This window comes from Rubripirellula lacrimiformis (assembly GCF_007741535.1).
GTDB lineage: Bacteria > Planctomycetota > Planctomycetia > Pirellulales > Pirellulaceae > Rubripirellula > Rubripirellula lacrimiformis.
Map to the genome: position 1 here is coordinate 3,668,917 of NZ_CP036525.1, position 18,630 is coordinate 3,687,546.

Here is an 18,630-nt window from a genome sequence, read left to right on the forward strand (position 1 = left end):
GGGGGCGGCTGGGATTGGTTGCAGCACCAAGAGCTACTTTTTCTTAGCCGCTTCGTTGGCCGGCAGGATGTCCTCGGTCGGCTTGGCAACTTCCTCCGTTTTGCCATTGTTTTCGTCCGTTGGCAGCGGGATCGGCATCAGAACCAGACGTACGGGGGTTCCCCGCTCGGGGATCGCCTTGGTCAGCGGCGAGTACTCCAGTTCGCTTGCTTCTGCGCTGCTGGCAACGGGGACGTCCATCATCGCGGTCGCAAAGTTGGATACACAGATCATGTCGCCGGAGTCGGCCCGGTAATATTCCCGGCCGCTGGACGGGTCTTTCCACATCCCGCTGCCTGCAAACACCCAATCGACCGACATCGTGTCGTTGGTGCCGGTTTTGCGAATCCAATTTCTGGCGTCGACGACCTTGAATTGGTTTTGTTTGTCACGGTAGCAAACCCAAACGCGGATTCGCTGACCCGTCGCTGGAACATATCGGGGCAAGAATCGCACGGTGGTGCCTGGCATGGCGCCGACAGCCAACAGGGCGGCATGCACTTCGGCTGAATGAGCGATTGTTGCGACGACGGATTCGTGTTCTTTGGTGCCGGTTGGGCAGGCAAACATTTCCAGAGGCCCATCGTTCATCGCGACATAGCCGTCGATGTAGACGCGAGACGCTTTGCGGTCGACCCAAAGATTTCGTGAACTCAGCGACTTTGCACCGGGGGGCGGGGCGAACGCTTTTGCGGCGATTTCATCGGGGCCAACGTATTCGTCCAGCGGCGACTTCTGTTCTTCTTCGGTCAACGGGTCGCTGATCGAAGGCAGCGTTCGCAGCGTCGGGGGGGGCGATTGCTTGCTGCTGGCGTCCTCTGATTCGGAATCCGTAGCCGCGGTCCCGCTGCCACCGGCGGTGTCTTGGCCCCAGGCCGCGTTGCCGGAGGGGCCACTCATCGAAAATGCCAGCGCCCAGGCCGTTAGAACAGGGATCTTCAGGACGGCTGCAAATTCGTGAGCGTTCAAGGTTCGTTTTCCAAGAGGGGCGTTTTCAGTGACGGATCGTGATCGTCTGGCTGGCAGGCGGGTTCGCAGGCGTCTCGCAGCCCAACACGCTTGTCTACCGATCATACGTTCTGGGGCGGGCGAGGACCAAACAGGACCCGTAATCCGGTGGCGTTGCCTAGATTAACAGCTATGTTATCCTCCGATCATGCGAACGATAATCCAGGCAAAGGGACCGGCGATCCGTGGCTCACGGATCGGGGATAGGCGTGTCCATTGTGATCGGAACGCCCCTGCAGCGTATGCACTGCATCGCCCGCAGAACCGAGAAGATTCGGCGAAGGTTGCCGAGTCGACTGGCCGGTTGAATTGCGTTCGAGATGTTTTTATGGCTTTAGGTGGTAGGGCTCGGTGTTCAAAACGAACCGGAAGCCAACTTTTCGCACATCATGTTTGTCTGGTTCATTAATGTCGATCGACTCTTCTGAGATCCCGGATTCATCATCCCAGCCTTTGCCACCGAAACGTGACTCCGACGCGAAGAAACGGTCCAAGGCGAAAGCCAAGGCAAAGCGGAAGCCCGCGACGGTGAAATCCGAATCGGTGGCCGGTTCACCGTTGGCTGATTCAGCTCAGTCGGATTCACCAGAACATTGGGATGCGTTTCGACAGAAGATCACTGCCGGCGCCCCATCCTCGGCCGCCGAATCGGTCTTTGCCAAATCAGCTAAAGATGGTGCAGCCTATCGCTGGGGTGTCGCGGTCGCGACAGGCGAGGGATGTGGCCCGCTGTTGCAGACTCTCAGTCGTCTGGCGTGCGAAGCATCGGTGCCGGCGAAGTTCGCGGTCGACGATTTGCCCGTCGAGGCTGAATTGTTCATCGAAGCGATCGAGTCGACGTCGACAAGCGATACCCCCTTGGCTTGCCAGGCCGTTGTGTGGGCTGCTGCACTGCCCGCATTGTGCAGCCAACTGGAATCGGATCTTAGTTTCCGATTGATGACGGCGTTGCGTGAATTTCACGATGCCGTGCTGACTCGCAATCAACCCTGCTCGGCAACTCACTTGATCGTTGCTGGTGAACTCGGCCTGACCCTTGCATGGCGTTTGTCCGATGTTCCGTCTTGTCGGTTGCTGCAGCAGAAATCCTTGACGGCTGTTAACGATTGGTGCGACCAGTATGACCAAGCGGTTGCTGATGCGGTCGAAGGCGCCGTCCATGCTCGGATGGTGTTGGCGTCGCTGTTCCGCTGTGGTGACTTGATTCAGGCAACCACGAAACAGAAGCCAAAGAAAAACTACGTCAAGACGGCGGACTTGTTGTCGACATGGATTGCCGCACTGACCACGCGTGATGGCGGATCGGCATTCAGCCAAGTCGGCGGCAAAGAATTGGTAGATGATCTGGCTGGCCACGGTCTGCTTGATCGCGCGATCGCAGTTGATCCCGAATCGCTCAAGCCCGCCTTCGATGCTGCGACCGGGAAGACCCAAACCGGCGGCCGATTGGCGTGGGAAGTTTCGCTGCCTGAAACCATGTGGCACGATGCGGATGCCAAGATCGCTGTCATGCTGCCCGAATGGGACGTCCGAAAGGGACGCACCCACGTGGACTACTCTGGCGAAAATGTCGCGATTGAAATGTTTGCCGGTCGCGCCAAATTGATCAGTGGCCAATGGCAAACCATGATCGAAGTCGACGGCGAGCAGCAGCATGCTTGCGGCAATTGGTCCGAGGTTTGTGAGTACACCGATGACGACGTTCACTACCTAGAACTGGAACAACCTTGGACTGGTGGTTTGCTGTTGCAGCGGCAATTGATGCTGGTTCGTGAAGATCGCACCTTGCTTTTCGCGGATGCCATCGTGCAAGACCCGTCGTCCGGTGACGGTGTGTCGTTCGACGAAGATTTGATGGCGAACCAAGGACGACGGATCAAGTATTGGGGGCGGCTTCCCATCGCAGATGGCATTTCGCCAGATCCAGAACCGGAGACTCGCGAAATCTTCTTGGCCGACGGGAAGCGACGCGCCATGATCGTTCCCCTGGCCGCCAATGAGTGGCGAGTCGGGCCGACGTCGGCGACGTTGACCACGTCGGAAGACAACTCGTTGGTGTTTACCGCCGAAGGCAAGGGGCGTCTGTATTGTCCGTTGTGGATGGATTGTTCCCAGCGTCGTTTCAAACGCAAACGCACATGGCGTCCATTGACGGTGGTCGACAATTTGCGTGTTTGCCGCAAAGACGAAGCGGCTGGCTATCGAATCCAGGTGGGGTCCGAGCAGTGGATGGTGTACCGGACGCTTGGCGAACCGAAGACGCGCAGCATCCTAGGAAAACACCTGATCGCCGACTTCTTTGCTTCACGCATCGACATGACTTACGGCGACCATGATGCGTTGGTGACTGTCGATGACAGTGAGCCTTCGGATGATGACTCGGGCCAGGAGTGAACGGTGACGAATAGGACCCCGGCACAGCAGCTTGCAGAGAACTGGAATCGCGTCGTCGATGAGGTTCGGCAAGCGACCGAAGATGCTGGCCGTCCGGTCGGCGATACGGTCGTGATCGGCGTGACGAAGTACGTGGACGCACAGGTCACCGGATGGCTGGTCGATGCCGGATGCCAAAATCTAGGCGAAAACCGTCCCCAACTGCTCTGGCAGAAAGCCGACGAATTGGCTCTCGATGATTCGGTGCGCTGGCACGTGATCGGTCACTTGCAGCGGAACAAGGTTCGCCGGACGCTTCGTTACCGGCCGCTGATTCACTCCATCGACAGCCCGCGGTTGCTGAAAAGTGTGGCGGACGAGTCTGCCAACTTATCGCTGGAATCGCACGTGATGTTGGAAGTGAACATCAGTGGCGAGGATGCGAAGACGGGAATGACGCCGGACCAAATTCGATCGGTCATCGGCGATCTTCCCAGTGCTGGGATCAAGGTCGTGGGCATCATGGCGATGGCCGGATGGGGCACCGATTCGAAAGCCGCCCAGGCTCAGTTTGCCAGTGCTCGCCAGTTTCGCGATCAGCTCGCGGCGGAATTCGATCTGTCGCTGCCACACCTGTCGATGGGAATGAGCGGGGACTTTGTCGAGGCGATCGCCGAAGGGGCGACCATGGTTCGAATCGGGTCGCGTTTGTACGAAGGCGTCGTTGACATTGGCTAGTTTGCGGATCGAAGTGCACGCAACAGCTTCCGCCCGGCGCAACCACGTGGGTGGATCGCATGACGGTGCGCTGCGAGTCTCGGTGACCGCCGTTGCCGACAAAGGCAAAGCGAACAAGGCGATCGCAAAACTGCTGGCAAAGTCGTTGGGCGTCCGGCCATCTCAGGTCGAATTGATCCGAGGTCAAACCAATCGCCGCAAGCTATTCGAAGTCAGCGATCCGCCGGCAAACCTGCAAAAAACAATCGACCAGTTGATGGCCGAGTAGGCGAGAGACGCATCCACCGGCGGTAGTAAGTCCTCCCATCCAGCGACCTTCCCCATCGTTTAACCGCGTGCCCATCGGGCCGCGCGTTTCAGCCGCACCAGCGCGCTGGGCGTTGCCCAAGCGGTTAAACGAACCAGCGCGTACACCCGTCATCGTTTAACCGCGTGCCCATCGGACCGCGCGTTGCAACCGCACTAGCGCGCTGGGCGTTGCCCAAGCGGTTAAACGAACCAGCTCGCACACCCACCGTCGTTTAACCGCGTGCCCATCGGGCCGCGCGTTTCAGCTGCACCGGCGCGCTGGGCGTTGCCCAAGCGGTTAAACGAACCAGCACGCACACCCACCATCGTTTAACCGCGTGCCCATCGGGCCGCGCGTTTCAGCCGCACCAGCGCGCTGGGCGTTGCCCGAGCGGTTAAACGATCCAGCGCGCACACCCACCGTCGTTTAACCGCGTGCCCATCGGGCCGCGTGTTTCAACTGCACCGGCGCGCTGGGCGTTGCCTAAGCGGTTAAACGAACCAGCGCACGCATCCACCGTCGTTTAACCGCGTGCCCATCGGGCCGCGCGTTTCAACTGCACCAGCGCGCTGGGCGTTGCCCAAGCGGTTAAACGAACCGAGCGCGCACACCCTCCGTCGTATAACCGCGTGCCCATCGGGCCGCGCGTTTCAGCCGCACCAGCGCGCTGGGCGTTGCCCAAGCGGTTAAACGATCCAGCGCGCACACCCACCATCGTTTAACCGCGTGCCCATCGGGCCGCGCGTTTCAGCTGCACCAGCGCGCTGGGCGTTGCCCGAGCGGTTAAACGATCCAGCGCGCACACCCACTATCGTTTAACCGCGTGCCCATCGGGCCGCGCGTTTCACCCGCACCGGCGCGCTGGGCGTTGCCCAAGCGATTAAACGAACCAGCACGCACACCCACCGCCGTTTTGCCGCGTGCCCATCGGGCCTCGCGTTGCAGCCGCACCGGCGTGCTGGGCGTTGCCCGAGCGGTTAAACGAAGCGACCCGCACGCCCGCCGCCGTTCTGCCGCATGGCCAACGGGCCGCTAGAGAGTCTTGCCGCCCAAACATCGCAGTTCGTTATCGACTCGGATCAGCAGTTTGCCGCCGACATACGCCGGGGTCGCGCCCACCGGCCCGCTCAGATCGACTTCGCCCAACTTTTTGAACTCGTCGGCGGCCTGAATCAACGTCGCCTTCCCGTCTAGGCTAATCATCAGCATTTTGTCACCGACGATGATGGGGGACGCACCGTAGTTGCCGCCGATTCGCTTAGTCCAAAGCACTTCGCCGGTTTCAACCTGCAAGCATTGAGCGATTCCGCGGTCATCGACGGTGAACAATCGACTGTCTTTGACCACTGGGGTCGGGACGTACGGTGCGTTGCGTCGAATCCGATACAGTTCTTGTGGTTGGGCGCCCGGGGTGGTGGGGATACGAACGGCAACCAATTGGTTGTTTCCGCCACCGCCGCTGCCACTGGATCCCAACGCGATGTCACCGACAATGATCGGTGTCATGCACGAACGTTGTTCCATCACGGGGATCGACCAAGTCATTTTGCCGTTGCTCGGATCGATCCCAAACATACCGTTGCCGGTGTTGGTTGCGATGATCTGTGTTGGCTTGGCATCTTGTTGGAAGGTCGCTGGCACGCCATAGCAGGTCCGGGTTGTGGTCAATGGCGTTTCCCAACGCGTCGCGCCGGTTCGGCGGTCGACGGCGATCATGCGGCTGCTGCCCGGTCGCTGGCCAGGTTGAAGCTGTTCGCCTTGTTGCGAATTGAACAGCACTACCATGTCGCCGATGATGGCTGGGGATGTACCGAAACCATGTTGCGATTGCCAAGCGCCAAAGTCACGTGACCAGACTTCGGCGCCATCGTGGTCGAAGCACTTCAGCATCGTGTGGTCGGCATCGGCCCATGCGGCGAAGACAAAATCTTCGTCCGCGACCGGCGTGCTGGATGCCAATGTGTTTCGTTGGTGAAGGTGGTGTGGGATTTGGTCGAACGATTCGGACCAGCGGGGTTTGCCGGTTGCCAAATCCAACGACTCGACGGCAATCTTTTGTTGCTTCGGATGGGAAACCAACATGTAGATGCTGTCACCCTGCACGATCGGCGATGACACGTCACGCGATCCCAAGTTGCGTCGCCACGTATAGTCGGAATCCGTCCAAGTCGAAGGGATGTTTCCATCGGTGCTGTAACCATGACCATCGGTGCCGTGGAAACGGTTCCACGACGATGGTGCGTCGCCCCATGCGACGGACGTCCCGGAACCGCAAATACTGGCTGCGAATCCGGTCACCATGACCGCCCATGCGATGGTCAATGGACGACGGGCCAGACGGTCGCTACCTGGAACTGCGTGGGCAACCGCGGTTTGGACAGATGGCAGCAGCTTTGGAATGAAATGCCGTAGCGGCGATTGGGTGGGCATGGCGGTCGACTTCGTACCAGGAGGGGGCGACGGGGTGGTTGACTGTGGTGACGGGATGTCGGGGACTGGACTTCGGGGACTGGACATCGGGGACTGGACATCGGGGACTCTGGTTGGCCGGTTGTGCGGGCTGCGCAAGATGCGCCAGCGGGCTGCCACCGGCATGCGGTGCATTGTAATGGGAATGGTGACTTCCCGCGTGATCCTGTCCGGGCGCGTCGTAGTCTTTTTGACTGACATTCGGCAATGGCGCGGGGGCATGCGTGGCACGGTCGAACCAGAATTCCAGTCGAATCCCAACGTTGCCAACCAAAAGCTCGCGAATCTTCTATGTTCACCATCGAAACGACGGACGATCTTGAAGGGTTTCTTGCCAACCCTGAGCAGTGGAACCGTTTGTCCCAAGGCGTCCCGTTCCGCGAAACATCATGGCTAGGGCCTTGGTGGCGTCTGATGGGGCAGGGCCGGCGTGCTCACCTGTTGGTCGCTCGCGATTCCGCGGGGACCGTCCGAGGACTGTTGCCGATGTACCAGTCCCATGCGGCCGGCGTCTTGTCGATGATCGGTGATGGGGAAGCTTGTACGGATCATGTTTCGGTGCTGGCCGAATCCGACGACGCAGTCGCCGTGGGCCATGCCATGGGACGCCACCTTGCGGCCACGGCCAGCGATCCAGATCAGGGCTGGGAAATGCTGGATATCGACGGCATCGTCGAAGGCGATATCGCGATCGCGGCGTTGATGTCCGGACTGAAAGAGGGCGGGGCGTCGCTTCACGCCCAAAGTCGGATGAGTGTTTGGTACCGACCTGCGGATCAATGCTGGGATGAACACCTCAAACGCCACGGAAAGACTCAGCGGCGACAGATGCGTCGTTGGTCGGATCGCTTGGCGGGAATGAACAAAGTGGTCGCAGGCACGCCCGAGGAAACCAAACACCTTCTAGGGGTGGTCATCGATATGCACCAGCGCCGTTGGAATTCGGTCGGTGAAGCCGGCAGCTTTGCTAATCCAGCGTTCTGTGACTTCATCCACGCCACCAGCGAAGATTTTCTAAGTCGCGATCAGCTTTACCTGGCCGTGATCGAACACGAGGGAACACCGATCGCCGGCGAACTGAAGTTCATCGGCCGCAATGGTGTGCTGTATTGCTATAGCGCTGGCTATGACATCGTCTACGCGGACTTGGAACCGGGACGATTGATGTGCATCGACGGCATCCAAGAAATGTATCGTCGTGGCTGGAAAGGAATCGATTTCATGCGTGGCGACGAAACTTACAAATCACGCTATGCAACCGAATCGCATTGTTTGTTGCGAGTGCGTGTTGCGGCGCCGACATTATTGCCGCGACTTCGCCATGCCGCATGGTGGACTGGTTTCGAATTGAAACAGTGGGCCCGACGACAAAGTGGTCGCCCAGTCATCGCTGTGCTGGACCCCACTTCGGTGTGCGGGCCCGCCCCGGTACTGACACCCTAACGATCGTTCGACCTAGAACAAACGTGGGTTTTGCAAGTATTCGATCATCGCACGATCATGGTCATCGTGGTCGTGGATCGACGCGGCAATTCGATCGACCGCCACGCTTGACTCGGTTGCCGATTCGCTTTCGCCAGAGATGCGAGACATCTGATTGATCACCTGCAATGCATCCAAAGCGCTGACCAGGTTATCGCCGGATACATCAAAGAATGCGGCGATTCGGACGTCGGGGTCCACCGCCGTACCGGGACTTTGACGGGCCAAGTAGTTGATGATCCGCAACGCGTCGTTGGCGCTGATTCTGTCATCACCGTTGACGTCAAACGCGTTCACGGTATTGTGCAGCGGCGTTGCGCTCGATTCGATGGTGATCGTGAAGAACAGGGATGATGTCAGCGACTGGTCGTCATGATCGGTGACGGTCAATTGGATCTCAATTTCACCCACGATGATCGTTGTCGGAACGCCCACGATCGTCATCGAAACCGGATCAAACGTCATCCAAGCGGGCAGATCACCGCCGGCAAAGGTTGCCCCGATGTCCCATGCTGGACCGCCGTCTGGATCGACCACCAATCCGTCGGGCAGCACCATCGAAAACGCCGATCCCGTGGTGCCCTCGACGTTCGTCACGCCACTGGTGAAAATCGGTGCCTCGTTTTCGTCATCGATCTGGATTGCAAAATCCGCCGACGTGGTGGAGCTTGGCGAACCGTTGTCGGTGACCGAAATCACCAAGGTGAATGAATCATTGATTTCATGATCCAGGGCGGCGTTTTCGGCCAACGTAATCTGTCCGCTTTGCGGATCGATGTCGAAGTGACCGGCATCGTTTCCGCTTGTGATCGCATAGGTCAATGTTTGACCGGCATCTGGATCCGACGCGATCACGGTTCCCACAATCGATCCGCCCGAGGCGGATTCGGTGATTGAAAACTGACCCGGCTGGATGGTGGGCGATTCGTTTTCGTCATCCACTTCGATTTGAACGGTCGCCATCTGTGTCAGGGGTGGCTGACCATCGTCGCTGACTTCCACTTCCAACGTGAATCGTTCACGCGATTCATAGTCAATGGCTGCGGTTAACTTGATTTCACCCGTGGTCGGTTGGATCGAAAAGAATCGGACGCCACTGCCGCCGACAAGCTGGTAGGTCAGGCTTTGCCCTTGATCCGGATCGGATGCAGCGACAGTTCCAATCGATGAATTGATTGCGACGTTCTCGGTGACGTGGAACGTTTGGTTCGCGATCACGGGGGATTCGTTGGTGTCGGTAATGCGAACGATAAAGATCGCGGTGGATTCGGCATTCGATGGATCGCTGGCGATCACTTCCAATTCAAATACGGACTGTGTTTCGAAGTCGAATTCGGCATTCTCGGTCGTGGTGATTTCACCCGTCTGGGCATCGATCTGGAATTCGTCGGGACCATCGGCGCCGAATCGATAAGAAACGTCGTCTTCCTCGGGGTCCACTGCGGAAACGGTGCCCACGTCGGTGCCACCGATTGCCGTTTCGCTTAGCGTGAACGAACCGGCGCTGATCACCGGGGCGGCGTTGGGCCCGCGAACGAAATCTTGCTTGTAGTTTTCGTACCGATTGACTGCGATCGTGGTTCCTTCACCCGAAAAACTGCCATCCTCGACATGCAGCCGATAGTCGTTGGGGAACAGGTGGTCGAGTTCGTAGTTGCCGTTCTGGTCGGTGATCGCGAATGGTTCTGATTGAGTGTAAATCAAATCGTCAAAACGAGTCCACGGATCGCCTTCCTCGTCGTTGATCTGTTCGTCGGCAAACGCCATCACGTAGGCAATGTTTTCCACCGATGACGAAACCGAGATTCTTTGGCGTCCGCTGTCCACTAACAGTCCGCTGACGTCGGAATCGATCAGTTCGCCGGACGCCGTGTAGGCTTCTAACTTGCCATAGACCTTGGACAACGTGTTGTCGCTGCCGATCGCAACGATGGACGCTGAACTGACGGGTTCATAGAAATCGAATCTTAACGAACCGCTTTGGGTAAACCAGTCGATCCCGCCTTTGGCAAAGATGCGGTTCTCTAGAGTCTGTGGGAAATCGTCCTCGGCTTCCGAACTGACTGCGTGAGCGGCGAAGGAACTTAGCGCAAAGTTCGTGACCGTTACACCGGGGAATGCGTTCAGCAGCGGATAGTCCAGACGCCCAACGATGCTGACCGGCGGATTTTGCGGATCGACCACATCGTCGGGATCGACGCGAAACGTCAACGTGTCACGAATTCCATTGTCGTTGGTGTCGGCGAATACCGTTGCATCTGCAAGTGGCATGTTGGTGACACTGTCAAAGACATTTCCCTTGACGCCGCCGACGAAGTTGGGGCCGCCGACGTGATCCAGGTCACGGCCCGAGAATGGATACTGGCTGGGAGTGCCAAACAGGTTGTCCACCAATGCCCATTGCGGATCAGCCCCGACCAGGGTTCGGTTTTCGTCTTGAACGGTCCCCACGACCCAGTCGCTGGGGTCACTGCCGACTGACTCGCCGACGCGACCGGCGTAGCCAAACCCTTCCGTGCGGACGAATGCGACGCCATCAGGAACGTTGACCTCGGCTGGCGACGGGCCGTCTTCCGCGAAAACAATGTTGCCATAGGCGATGTCGCCGCCGCCGACAAAGGGATGCAGAGAAATGGAATCCTGGATATCCCAAGCGCTCGCTACCAAAGGGTCAATCACGCCGTCGTCGTCGGCATCGATGTCCATTTCGAGTTGAGGGGCAATGTCGGTTTGGATCAACAGATACGCGTTGGCACCGATGATGAAATCGATGCGTTCAGAGAGCGAGTGTGAATCCGAGTAGATGTCGCCTGGTAAGCCACCGAAACCTTCTTCGGTGGATCGCAGGACGGTTGCGCCAGCTTCCACCGAATGCGGACTGTCCTGTTGCAGTAGGACCAGATAGCCGTTTTCGCCAAACGACTGTCCAGACAGATCAAAGATCCCGTGGACCACGCCAACATCCAAACCGCGTTCGTAGGCAGTCACGAAATAGGTGCCTTCGGGGAGCGTGGTGCTTGGCTCGCCGCGAAGCTCGACCATCTGCGCCTTGTCGTTGTCGCCGAAAAGTGGACTTACCAATAGTTCACTGATATGGGCAGCTAAAAGTTGGCGACTCTCTAGGGCTTGGAAACCTAAACGCCGCGACGGCCCGCTGCGAAAAGACTTTGGCAGACGTCGGGTTTTCATGCTCGTACCTGTAGCGATCGGATCGATGGCCAGCACGCAGTTGATTCAAAACTGATTCAAAACGACGAAAACGAAGGTGTCCCGCGATGCCGTAGCCGTGGAACAATTCTAACCGGCCGTCCAAGGCCTGTGTTGCGGTGACGATCGAGAACGGCAAATCGCGATGTCGCTGGTGTGCCCGCCGGCCCCCGGACACTCGGATGCGCGTCTCGATCGCGGCCAGACGATCGCATCTGGCCCATGCGACAGGGCCGATTACGCGTGCCAATTGCACCGTGCGGCTCGATCTTCTTCTCCTGGTCCGACGCGTGCCGCGTCACAGGATTTGCACAGGCGGTCTGCTACTTCGAGATGCAGTAGAGATGCGTCTTGCTGCGTAAGAAGATTTGTCCGCCAACGATGGCTGCCGAGGCGTCAATTTCATCGTCGAGAGTGTTGGTCGCGATCACTTCGAAGGTTTTTCCGTGCTTGATCACCAACGTCGTGCCTTCGCGTCCGGTCAGATAGATACGGTCAGCGGCGGCGACCGGCGAAGCGTAGACCGACTTGATGTCGGGCAGACGGGTTTGGTCGATTAGTAAATCACCGGTTTTCGCGTCACGCGACAGCAACACCCCGTTATTGGATTTCAGGAAGTAGAGTTGCCCCTGATACAGAACCGGTGACGAGACGTACGGTGCGGCGTCTTCTTCGTACCAAGTGACTTTGTCGGTGTCGGTGATGTCGCCGGTCGAATCCAGTGGGATGGAGTAGATGGCGTATCCACGGTACCCGGTCATGACGATGACGTTGTCTTCGAAACGAACTGGGGTCGGGATCGGGTTTCCCGCTTGGCCACCGCACTGCCAAATGATCTTTCCGGTTTCCAGGTCATAGCTGCGAACACGATTGCTGCCGTTGGTGACCACTTGCGATCGACCGTCCCAATCGGTGATCAGCGGGGTCGCCCAGGTGGTTTGTTCGTCGCGTGGTTGTCGCCAAATTTCGTTGCCGGACTTTGTATCCAGAGCAACGATGAACGATTGCCCTTCGTGATCAAACGGGACGACCATGACTCCGTTGTGGACGGCTGGTGAACTGCCTTCGCCGAATTGGTTTCGCGTCTCCATTCGTCCTAGATCTTTCGACCATTGCTTGTTGCCATCTAGATCCATGCAATAGACGCCGCGCGATCCAAACGAAATGTACAGCTGCTGTCCATCAGTGATCGGCGACGATGATGCGAACGTATTGGTGCTGTGCCCCGATTCGTGTGGCACCTGGGATGTCAACGTACTGCGCCAGACTTCACTGCCGGTTTCACGGTCGTAGGCGATGACCATAAAATCGTAATAGTTCGCCGGTGCTGATCCGCCCCGGCCAGACCCACCGCGTCCGCCACCACGCCGGCGTCCGGATGGTTCGGATCCACGTCGTTGGGAATCGCCAGCCGCTGCATCGCTGGATCCCGCGTTATCGACCGCATTTTCAGCAACTCGGTCCGTCTTGAAGGCGGTCGCGACATACACGCGATCCCCCAAAATGATCGGGGTACTGCTGCCAACGCCGGGTACGTCGATCTTCCAATGGATGTTTTCGTTCTCGCTCCAAACCGTCGGCGGATCCGCATCCACCGCGACACCCGAACCGTCGGGGCCACGCCACTGTGGCCAACCTGCCTGGTTGTCGTTGGCCAGCAAGCTTGCGGAGAATAAGAGTGTTCCGGCGATCGATAGCAGCAACTTCATCACAGTGCGTCCTGGTGCGTTGACAGAAAAGTACTTTTTGGCGACTGGTTTGATCTCGTCGTTCGATGCTGCCAAATGCAAGAGCGAGCGACCAGCGTCGTTTCGGGCTGGACCCGACGGAGCGGACGATTGCCCTTCTAGTCACCCGATCGCAGCAAACAGCAATCCCGAGGGCAAAGAGCGGTTATCCTACCTTTATCATCCATGTCGCGGCCCGCTGGCGAAAGAGGGCTGGTCGGACGTTGAACCCCGGCTGAGCGCCAAAGTTGCGGCGATACCAGCTGCTTTTCGCAAATTGGCAATGGACGCCCGAAATACCAAAACCAGATCCAATGGACTCGCATCCGCTGCATTCAACTGACCCGACCCCGTCGCTGCGGCACTTTGGTATCCGTCCGATGGATTCGCTACTTTGTGTGGGCGATCCGCTGATCACTGACAAAACCCCACCTCTTGTTCCGTCCTCTCGCGATCGATTCCTCCATGATTCGAATTTCATCGACGTTGTTATGTCTAAGTTGGTCGCTTGTTGCGTTTGCTGTGGATGATCCAAAAACGGTCGTCGTGGATCGCTCCACACTGACCGGCAAGGTAATGTGCGGCTATCAAGGATGGTTCAACTGCGACGGCGACGGTGCAGATCTTGGCTGGACACACTGGTCACGTGATCGCCGGAACATGCCCGGCCCTGGCAATGTGGTCGTTGATCTTTGGCCGGACCTGACGGAATACGGGCCTGATGAAAGATTTGCCACCGGATTCAGGATGGCGGATGGACGTGCCGCAGAGGTGTTCAGCAGCGGAAATCGAAAAACGGTGCTGCGACATTTCCAGTGGATGCAGCAGTACGGCATCGACGGCGCGTTCCTGCAACGATTCGCATCCGGCCTTCGACGCGGGCCGACCAAAGCGCATAAGGATCGTGTCTTGAAACATGTCCGTGACGGCGCCAATCTTTCGGGACGTGCTTTCGCAGTCATGTACGACCTATCGGGGATCCGCGCCGATGACACCGAACTGGTTCAAGACGATTGGCGTTCTATCGAGCAGGAAATGCGTCTGGCGGACGATGCAGCCTACCTTCATCACGAAGGGAAACCCGTGGTTGCGATCTGGGGGATCGGATTCAACGACGACCGACCTTATAGCCTGAACGATTGCCACGAATTGGTCCGTTGGTTCAAGGAACAGGGATGCACGGTGATGGTGGGTGTGCCGTCGTTTTGGCGCACTCTTCAGCGCGATTCAGTCGACGATCTTTTGCTGCACCAGATCATTGAATTGGCCGATATCGTCAGCCCGTGGAGTGTCGGACGTTATCGATCTGCTGACGAAGCAACTCGGCACGCGGCCGATGTCTGGGCGGCGGACCAACAGTGGTGTCAGCAACGGCAACTGGATTTCTTGCCGGTCGTCTTTCCTGGTTTCAGTTGGCACAACCTGAAGGGAGCTGACTTGGCGGCAATCCCACGCCGGAAGGGCGAGTTTCTGTGGAGCCAGATTGTGGCTGCGAAAAATGCGTCTTGCCAAATGATCTATGTTGCGATGTTTGATGAGGTGGACGAGGGAACCGCCATCTTCAAATGTACCGATGAACCACCAACGGGTGATGGAGTCCAGTTTTTAGATTTCGAAGGGCTGCCGAGCGACTTTTACCTGAAAATGGTGGGCCAGGCCGGCAAGCTGCTCCGCGATGAAATCCCAATCCGTCCCCTGCCCTAAAACTGTTGCGTTGGGCACCTGACGCACGCCGTCGCGCTCGCTGATCCAGATTCGCAAATCTGACATCCGGAAACCGCCGTCGACTTGATCATCCATTCGTTCGTTCCGTTGGTAGTCCCGGCTTCAGCCGGCCTGTTCCCCCAACAAGCCCCAGGCCCAAAACGCAGCGATCCCGCCTGAAGGCGGTACTACAAACCGAGCCAATGCAGCGGTCCTCGTCTGCCCGTGTCGCTCGCCCAACAGTACGGCGACTGTTGGGCGGCGACGATTCAGCGCGACGCTTGACCGGCAAACCGATCGAATGGCAGCAGACGGGGGCTAAACCGATAGGGTGGGCCCAGCGACATCGTCACTGGTTCGATTTCCCGCCTCCGTGGCGGGACCCGTCGCTCGGAACGTTGGATTGACGTTGCGTTGGCGCTGTTGTTCCTGATGTCCTGTTCCTGCATCTTCCCGTTTGGCGTGCTTGCGCCTGCGGACTTTTCGTTCATCGTCAACCAATTCACTCTCCTGTCCTTGATGGACTTCCAGTCCGCTATCTTCCAGTTCGCCCGGTTCGAAATCGATCGGAACCTGGCAATTGGATGGCTCGATCCGGTTAAGTTTCCAGTCCAGTCGACGTAGCCAGGAAAGAGTTTTTTCCCATTGTTTGACAGTGTCACGGATCCGGATCGCGGCAGGGTGATCTGGTTGGCGAGTTTCTCGCAGCACGTCCAACGCTCCGCTGGGCGATCCGTTCATGAGCAATGCCAAGGCAAAATTGCGTTTGTAATGCTTGCTGAGATCGGAGCGTTCGGAAACGCTGCCCGGTGCCAATACGAACTGGCGGAAAACCGCCACCGCGTCGGCTGGACGTCCCAGTCGCAGCAAGCAGACCCCCAAGGCATTACGAATCGACGGATCGCGACCTGCCGATTGAAGAATGCCCATGGCGGCTTGGTAGTCGCCCCGGTGCATCAACCGGTACGTTCGATCAAGTACCGGGTTGGAATGGACGATCGGCGGTGCGATGGATCTTGGATCCGATGTTTTTGCAGCGGTGGCTTGCTGGGGTTGGCTGCTGTGAGTTTTGGAGCGCGCGCGCATGATTGGACTCTTCTTGTTTCAGGAGTTTGCATAGTCAAAAGCAGATGAATTTGGAACCAAACGGTTCGCCTAGATCTGCAATCGAACCTGCAAGTTCACAAGAGTCGTGGAATCGCACGATGCCCACACGGGCAGTCCGCAGCCAAGCGTTTGTCGCAATCGTTGCAACGACGTTGGTGAGGCACCTGCGAAGCAGACGCCAGGTTGCTTCGAAGGTTGGGGGCGAAAGTCGAATGACGGACCGCTGCCGTTCGCTGTCAGGCACGAAGTCAGTGCCATGTCCACGCTGGACACGCTATGGTCGACACCCTGATCCGCCTGCGTCTCGAAGCAGTGCGACGCGGTGCACTCCGGCGGTACCAAATGAACCGCAGAAACCAGCAAGATCAGCGGAAATAGGAATGTCCGACAAGCATTGCGCCATGACCGCGGCATGAATGCCGCAATCGCGTGATCGCTAGGGACTTGCGTGTCTGTCATCAGTGCAATGCATGGGGCCAGGTCGATCGAACTTAGCCAAGAGAGGTGGATACGGTTGCAGGCGGTCTTCATTGGGATTGCCGCAGCCGACCATTTCATTATCGGATGCGAATCAATCTAGCCAAGAGCACTGTGGCCAAAAATGAAAAGAATTGTTGTTCCAAGATGTCAAGCGTTCTTTCACCGGATGAACTCCTCGCCCCACAGATTCGGTCTTGTGTCTCGACGATCATGGCGTTTCGCATCCGGAATCCGCCGCTTCGTCATTCCGAATTCGCGTGCCCAAGATCTGAATCCAGCAATCGCTTGGGACATCGCTGTGCCACGGCGGGGGGATCGGATTTGTCACGCAGATGTGATCTCAATCGGATCTCCTTAGGACCAGGAAATCACTGGAATCCCGAGTACTGCTGGACACCCATCTGCCGCTCCCATTCGACAAGCTTCTCGGTCAGCTCGCTGACTTTTTCTGGGTTTGCGGTGGCGACATCGCTTTGTTCGGCCTGGTCGATCGCAATGTTGTAGAGGCTGGCGGCGCCGCTTCGGTAAGCCAGCAGTTTCCAATCGCCTTCGCGCACCGATGCGTAAAGGTCTTGGTACGCCCGGTATCCAAACAGTGGTTCGCCACGATCCAGCAAACGGTTGTCGCGGATCACGGACGCCAACGAAACTCCGTCCAGGTTGGGATCCAGCGACGGATCACCGCCAGCGATTTCCACCAGCGTTGGAAATAGGTCCGTCGACTGAACGATGCTATTGTTTTTCGTGTGGGGTTTCGTCACGCCGGGCCAATGGACAATCAATGGCACGCGGGCACCGCCTTCGCACAACGTATCCACACGCTTGTTGCCCCGAAGTGGCAGGTTCGGGTACCAACTGCCTTGATCGGACAGGAAAATGACAATCGTGTTCTTGTCGATACCGGTGGCCGACAGCGCGCTGCGGACGCGTCCAATGGATTCATCGACCGCTTTGACCTGCGCGGCATAGATTGCGTCGGCATCGTTGTGCCCCTTCGCTTGGAAGGCCGCAACCAAGTCCGGTCGGCCAACCGCAGGTCGATGAACGTTGTAATACCACATCGAAAGCATGAATGGCTGATCGCGATCGTAGGTGCGAATGAAGTCGATCGATTGATCGGTCAGTACGTCGGTCAGATAGCCTTCCTGGACATCCGACAAAACGTCCGAGTGTTTGAAAAAAGGCGGTTGATACGACTTGGGGTGTCCGGCATTGGTGGTGCCAAACTGATTGTCGAATCCTTGCTTGACGGGATGGTACGGTTCGTGCCCAAGGTGCCACTTTCCCAAAAACTGATTGTAGTACCCGAGTTCACCGAGCGCCTCGGCATAGGTGGTGTGTTCCAACGGCAGCCAGTTGCGAGAGGGCACGTTTGCTGGATCACCCTTCCAAGTATTGAACTCCTGCTGCGTCCGGCCTTCGAGATCGAATCCATTGGCTGCGTCCGCAGGGATGTGCCGAACCATCTGAAGCCGGGCTGGGTGCTTTCCCGTCAACAGTGTCGCCCGACTCGGACTGCACGTGGGACTGGCGATGTAAGCCCTTGTGAAGTCCAGACCTTCGTTTGCGAGTTGGTCAATGTTGGGGGTATCAAATTGCGGATTTCGATAGCCCACGTCGTTCCATCCAAGGTCGTCCACAAAGAACAGCACGATGTTTGGCTTCGAATCCTTGCTGCGTGCGCTGGGGGCATCCACCGTCTGCTGTGGTCTTTCGTTTTCTTGCGTCTGTGCTTGACCAGCATCCGATCGCGTTTCATTCAACGGCGGTCGATCCACAGCGGTCAGTTTGCTGCTGCGGATCTGAACGTTGTCGCATGGTTCCATCACGAGCGACGGCGTCTGGCCGCTTGGTTGGGATTCGCCCGATAGGACGCCTTGATCAGCACCATCGACAACCTCGGCGCGGACGCCCCGGTCGTCGATCGCGATCGTGATTGCGACAAAGATCGTCAGCACAGAAATCAGACGTCTCATCTTTGCATTCAACCTAGTTTGGGCGGGCCGT

12 protein-coding genes are annotated in these 18,630 nt (G+C 57.9%); 5 read left to right on the forward strand and 7 right to left on the reverse strand.

What is annotated here, in order from left to right; genetic code table 11:
* Positions 1–33: 33 nt before the first annotated feature.
* Positions 34–1,008, reverse strand: a complete 975-nt coding sequence (locus K227x_RS13035) for a YdjY domain-containing protein (RefSeq protein ID WP_145170023.1) — start codon at positions 1,006–1,008, stop codon at positions 34–36.
* Positions 1,009–1,575: 567 nt separating this feature from the next.
* On the opposite strand from K227x_RS13035, the gene K227x_RS13040 reads away from it, so the two are divergent.
* The 3 genes from K227x_RS13040 to K227x_RS13050 are packed head-to-tail and all read left to right on the forward strand — an operon-like array spanning position 1,576 to position 4,426.
* Positions 1,576–3,441, forward strand: coding sequence for a hypothetical protein (locus tag K227x_RS13040; protein ID WP_145170025.1), 1,866 nt, complete (start codon positions 1,576–1,578; stop codon positions 3,439–3,441).
* Positions 3,442–3,444: 3 nt separating this feature from the next.
* Positions 3,445–4,158 carry a YggS family pyridoxal phosphate-dependent enzyme gene (locus K227x_RS13045; RefSeq protein WP_145170027.1) on the forward strand — a complete coding sequence of 238 codons (714 nt, stop codon included), beginning with the start codon at positions 3,445–3,447 and terminating at the stop codon, positions 4,156–4,158.
* The gene (locus K227x_RS13050) at positions 4,145–4,426 is read left to right on the forward strand and encodes a DUF167 domain-containing protein (protein ID WP_218933977.1); all 282 of its coding nucleotides are present in this window, start codon (positions 4,145–4,147) and stop codon (positions 4,424–4,426) included. The genes K227x_RS13045 and K227x_RS13050 overlap by 14 nt, the downstream gene beginning before the upstream one ends.
* A 1,053-nt stretch (positions 4,427–5,479) precedes the next feature.
* Here the strand turns inward: K227x_RS13050 and K227x_RS13055 are convergent.
* Complete coding sequence (locus K227x_RS13055; protein WP_246146774.1) at positions 5,480–6,877, reverse strand: outer membrane protein assembly factor BamB family protein; 1,398 nt, start codon at positions 6,875–6,877, stop codon at positions 5,480–5,482.
* A 330-nt stretch (positions 6,878–7,207) separates the two neighbouring features.
* Here K227x_RS13055 and K227x_RS13060 point away from each other — a divergent pair, with 330 nt between their 5' ends.
* Positions 7,208–8,359: a GNAT family N-acetyltransferase gene (locus K227x_RS13060; protein ID WP_218933978.1), complete on the forward strand. Its 1,152-nt coding sequence runs from the start codon at positions 7,208–7,210 to the stop codon at positions 8,357–8,359.
* 12 nt (positions 8,360–8,371) lie between these two features.
* Here K227x_RS13060 and K227x_RS13065 read toward each other — a convergent pair whose 3' ends face one another.
* On the reverse strand, positions 8,372–11,587 hold the full coding sequence (locus tag K227x_RS13065) for a cadherin domain-containing protein (protein WP_145170031.1): 3,216 nt from the start codon (positions 11,585–11,587) through the stop codon (positions 8,372–8,374).
* A gap of 341 nt (positions 11,588–11,928) precedes the next feature.
* Positions 11,929–13,314, reverse strand: coding sequence for an outer membrane protein assembly factor BamB family protein (locus K227x_RS13070; RefSeq protein WP_145170033.1), 1,386 nt, complete (start codon positions 13,312–13,314; stop codon positions 11,929–11,931).
* 483 nt (positions 13,315–13,797) lie between these two features.
* Between K227x_RS13070 and K227x_RS13075 the strand changes: the two genes are divergently transcribed.
* Positions 13,798–15,036, forward strand: coding sequence for a glycoside hydrolase family 71/99-like protein (locus K227x_RS13075; protein WP_145170035.1), 1,239 nt, complete (start codon positions 13,798–13,800; stop codon positions 15,034–15,036).
* Positions 15,037–15,354: 318 nt separating this feature from the next.
* Here the strand turns inward: K227x_RS13075 and K227x_RS13080 are convergent, their stop codons facing one another.
* The 3 genes from K227x_RS13080 to K227x_RS13090 all read right to left on the reverse strand — a co-directional run bounded on the left by K227x_RS13080 (position 15,355) and on the right by K227x_RS13090 (position 18,599).
* Positions 15,355–16,122 (reverse strand): tetratricopeptide repeat protein, encoded by a 768-nt coding sequence (locus K227x_RS13080; protein ID WP_145170037.1) that lies wholly within the window; start codon positions 16,120–16,122, stop codon positions 15,355–15,357.
* A 69-nt stretch (positions 16,123–16,191) separates the two neighbouring features.
* Entirely contained in the window at positions 16,192–16,674 is a 483-nt protein-coding gene (locus K227x_RS13085) for a hypothetical protein (RefSeq protein WP_218933979.1), read from the reverse strand.
* 317 nt (positions 16,675–16,991) lie between these two features.
* On the reverse strand, positions 16,992–18,599 hold the full coding sequence (locus K227x_RS13090; RefSeq protein WP_145170041.1) for a sulfatase: 1,608 nt from the start codon (positions 18,597–18,599) through the stop codon (positions 16,992–16,994).
* Between the last annotated feature and the right edge of the window lie 31 nt (positions 18,600–18,630).